This is a genomic window from Streptomyces sp. SBT349 (assembly GCF_001083795.1).
GTDB lineage: Bacteria > Actinomycetota > Actinomycetes > Streptomycetales > Streptomycetaceae > Streptomyces.
Genome location: NZ_LAVK01000516.1, coordinates 1 through 3,746, shown reverse-complemented (window position 1 = coordinate 3,746; position 3,746 = coordinate 1). Strand labels below are relative to the sequence as shown.

The following is a 3,746-nucleotide window of genomic DNA, read 5'->3' as shown; positions in this document are numbered from 1 at the left end:
TAAAAGAGCCGGGGGGGACGGGGGGGGGGGGCGCCGGGCGGGGGCGCGGCCCCCCGGGGCCGCTACCGCCATGTGGAGACCCGGGTGCGCAGGGAGTACACCCTGCGCAGCGCGGCCAACTCCGCCGCGGTCAGGAACCTGTCGGCGGCCGTGTCACCGCCGATCTTCCACCCGGCGAACAGCACCGCGGACTCCAGCGCCTCCACCGGCTCGCCCAGGGCGAGCCAGCCGTGCAGGAAGGAGGCGAACAGCGCGTCGCCCGCACCGTCCGTGTTGCGGACCGGCCGCGGGGTGACCGCCTCGATCGTCACCAGGCGCCCATCCTGAAGGCCCATGACGCAGCCCTCCTCGGCCCGCCCGACGGCGGCCACGCGGCAGCCCGGATACCGGCGCAGGACGTCGCGGATCCACTCCGCCGGGGTGCAGGAGAGCCGTTCATGGCTGCGGAAGAGCACGTCGGCGGCCTCGAACCACGGCCGTTGCCGTTCGTCCCCGAGGTCGGCCGCCATGTGCAGGTCCACGGCGACCGGCAGGTTCAGCAACTCCTTCGCGGTGTGCAGGAACGGCTCCCCGAAGGCGTCGCTGGTGATGACCGCCAGGTCGGCGTCCACCGCCTGCTCGATGAAGCGCTCCATCGGATAGTCGTCGGTCGAACCGCCGACGGCCCACGCGTTCCTGGCCACGCGTCCGTCCGGCTCGATGAGGATCACGGTCTTGGCCGATTCGCGGGCGTTCACGACGCCCCGGCCGTCGAGGCCGCGCCGCCGCAGCCGGGCGCGTATGACCTCCCCGGCGTCATCGGTCCCCACCAGCGTGCACACCCGGGGCTCATCGCCCAGGGCCAGCAGCGCGCTGGCGACGTTGTAGGCTCCGCCGACCACGGCGCAGTGCATCCACGCCGGCCGGCGGTACGAGTAGTACGGCAGCGGGAACGCGTCGACCGGCATGGCCATCGCCAGCCTGGTCATTCCCACCACGGTGATCTGGGACATGGTTGATCGTGTCTCCCCCGAAGATCTGACAGCATTCCGGGCATTGGGCCCGTTTCGCCGATTCTGCGGGGGGTGCCTGGACGAAACGCTTGCAATCCGCCTGCGGAAGACCTGCGGGGAGGAGAGCGGGAGGGAAGGGGACCGCGTCCGGGCCGCTGCCACGGTACGGGAGGTGCCGTGCCGCTGTCACGGGGGCGATGCGGCCAGGGAGTCGGGCCGGTGGCGCGTCCCCCCCCGGGCCCTTCCGGGGCGTGGACCGGCGGGGGCGAGGGCCGTTCAGTCGTCCGTCGGGCACGCGAACACCTCGTCCGGGCCCCAGCGGTCGACCGGGCCCGCGTTCCGGGCGAACGCGCCGCACGCCAGGACCGGTTCGAATCCGGCCTCCGTGTGGTGGAGGATCACGACGGGCTTGTTCCGGGGAACGGGCTCGCCCTGCGGGAAGTCGATCGCGCCGCTCGCCCCGGCCTTGCCGACGCCCTGGTGCAGGATCGCCTGCATGCTCGCGCGGGTGACGCTGTGGCCGCCCGAGCTCTCGTAAGCCTCGTTCGCCGCCTGGGCGATCACCTGCATCGCGTCGTATCCCAGGGCCGCGTGCCCGTCGTCGCGCCACAGGTCGTCCTCGCCGAACTCGGCGGCGTAGCGGGCGTTGAACTCCCGCGCGATGTGGCTGACCGCCTGGTCGGCGGGGAGGACCTGGGCGGACTGGTAGAGCCGGAGCCACGAGGAGCTCTCGGACAGGCCGGACAGCGTGGCGCCGCTGAGCTCGTCGCTGCCCACCACGGTCAGCCAGTCGCCGGAACAGGCCGTGGAGTCCTCGAAGTCGTTGAGGAACGCCTCCAGTTCGCGCGCCCGCGACGCCCAGTACAGGACCGTCTCCGTGTCGGCCGCCTGGAGCAACTCGTCGCACACGGCCGTCGCGAGGCCGTGGATGCTGGTCTCCCAGCGCGCCTCGGAGTCGCTCGGCTGCGTCACGCCCCGAGGCTCGGCCTCCGGCGGCGTGTGCAGCAGCGTCTGCGAACTGCCGCCGTCCGCCTCGAACATGGCGGCCACGCCGTCGCCGATCGAATTGCTGTAGAGGTCCGCCGGGTCCTGGACGACGATGGCCGCCTCGGCGGGCGCACAGGCGCCGGAGTCGTCCACCGCGATGTTCCCCTCGCGCATGAAACGGCTGACGACCTCCGCCTCCCGGCTGCTCGGGGGGCCCATCTGGCGGTAGAACGGGCCCGCCTGCATCTCGTCGGCGGTCGCGTAGGTGGAGATGGTGGGGATCTCGGCCGCGTCGAGGATCCTGGCCGCCTCCCGGGTCACATCCACGCTCTGGGCGATGCCCACCACGCCGATCAGCCCGTCCGGGTCCGCCTCCGCCGCCTCCACGATCTCCCGCGCTGCGGTGACCGCCCGCGTGAACCGCGGCCCGGCGTCGAACGTCTCCACCCGCAGCCAGACCTTCTGGCTGTCGCTCCGCGCCTCGTCGTTCAACTCGGCCTGGGCCAGGGCGATTCCGCGGAGCTCCGGCACGGCCCCGTCGGAACGCAGCCGGTTCTCGTCCTCGTTCTCGCCGAGCGGGGTACCCAGATAGGCGACCGTCCGGGTCGTCGCGCCCTGCCGGGCCGCCTCCTCGGCCCGCGCGTTCTCGTCGGCGATCCTGCGCTCCGCCTCGCGGTACCGCGGCAGCAGCGACCCCGGCTCCGCCTCGGGCACCGGGGCGCTGACCCGGCCGTCCCCCGCCCCGCCCAGGCACGCGTCGTCGTCCGAGGGCATGACGTGGCTCACCACGCCGTAGGCGACCGCGGCCAGGGCGGTGCCCGTGGCGAGCACCTGGCCCGTCGCCGCCGTGGCCGGGGTGAGGCTCCAGGTGCGCGGGGTGACCGTTCTCACGCGGTGCGGCGGCCGGGTCGCCCAGGCCGCGTCGGCGTCGGGCAGCGGGACCAGCAGCGGGGCGGCCGGTGCGGCGTCGCCGTGCCCGTGGCCCTCGCCCTCGCCGCGCAGGGCCCCCGCCGCCTCGGCCGGCGAACGGCGGTCGCCGCCGGGCGCGTTCTCCGTCGGCGCCACCGCGACCAGCAGGGTGGCCGTGCAGGCGGCCTTCTCCACCGCCTCGGCGTAGACACCCAGGAACCGCGCCACCCGTTCCCCGCCCAGGTGTTCGAGCAGTAAGGGGTAACGGGTCGCCCTCCTGCGGTGCCACGGTGAGAGGCGACGCGGCCTGGTCGCGGAGGTGAGGTCGGCGAACAGCGCGTGCAGCAGCACACGTTCGAGATCGTCGGGGGCCAACTGCGCGGCGCTGCCGAAGAATTCGGCCGCCCCCCGCCCGTGCGGGATCTCCTGCGCCACGGCGTACCAGCCGTGTCTGGCCGACCACAGCAGCCTGCGCGTGCGGCCCCGCGCCCACCACCGCCGGGGAAGCGTCACGAACAGCGGTCCGGCGAGGAGCTGCCAGGCCGCGGCGAACGGGCCCCCGGCGCCGCCGCCGTCGGCGGCCGTTCCGCCGAGCCTGCGTAACGCCCGTAGCACCAAGCCCCGTTGGCAGCGCCGGTCGTAGCAGTGGTGCAGCAGTGCGGTGGGGTCGGGGGTGGCCCCCGGCCCCGGCCCGCCGTCCACCCCGTCGCCGGTGAGCCACTGGACGACGTCGCGGAGCAGCAGGTAGTTCTTCAGCGGCAGCCTTCCGGTCCTCGGCGGCACGCCCTCCGCCAGCCGGTCCGCGAGCGCGAGGGTCAGCGGCCGTTCGAAGCCGCCGCCCGCCGCCCCGTCCGAGCC

Annotated in this window: 2 protein-coding genes; both read right to left on the bottom strand. The window is 74.3% G+C overall.

Translation table 11 applies throughout. The features are described 5' to 3' along the window. Window positions 1–62 precede the first annotated feature (62 nt). Entirely contained in the window at window positions 63–992 is a 930-nt protein-coding gene (locus ADY01_RS33915) for a carbohydrate kinase family protein (RefSeq protein WP_049580610.1), read from the bottom strand. A 276-nt stretch (window positions 993–1,268) separates the two neighbouring features. Continuing rightward, window positions 1,269–3,746, bottom strand: a 2,478-nt coding sequence (locus ADY01_RS33910) for an ABC transporter substrate-binding protein (RefSeq protein WP_049580609.1), incomplete at its 5' end; no start/stop codon positions are given.

What these genes read in the sequence shown, in the direction of transcription:
- ADY01_RS33915 (WP_049580610.1), bottom strand. Translation starts at nt 992, where the DNA reads ATGTCCCAGATCACCGTGGTGGGAATGACCAGGCTGGCGATGGCCATG.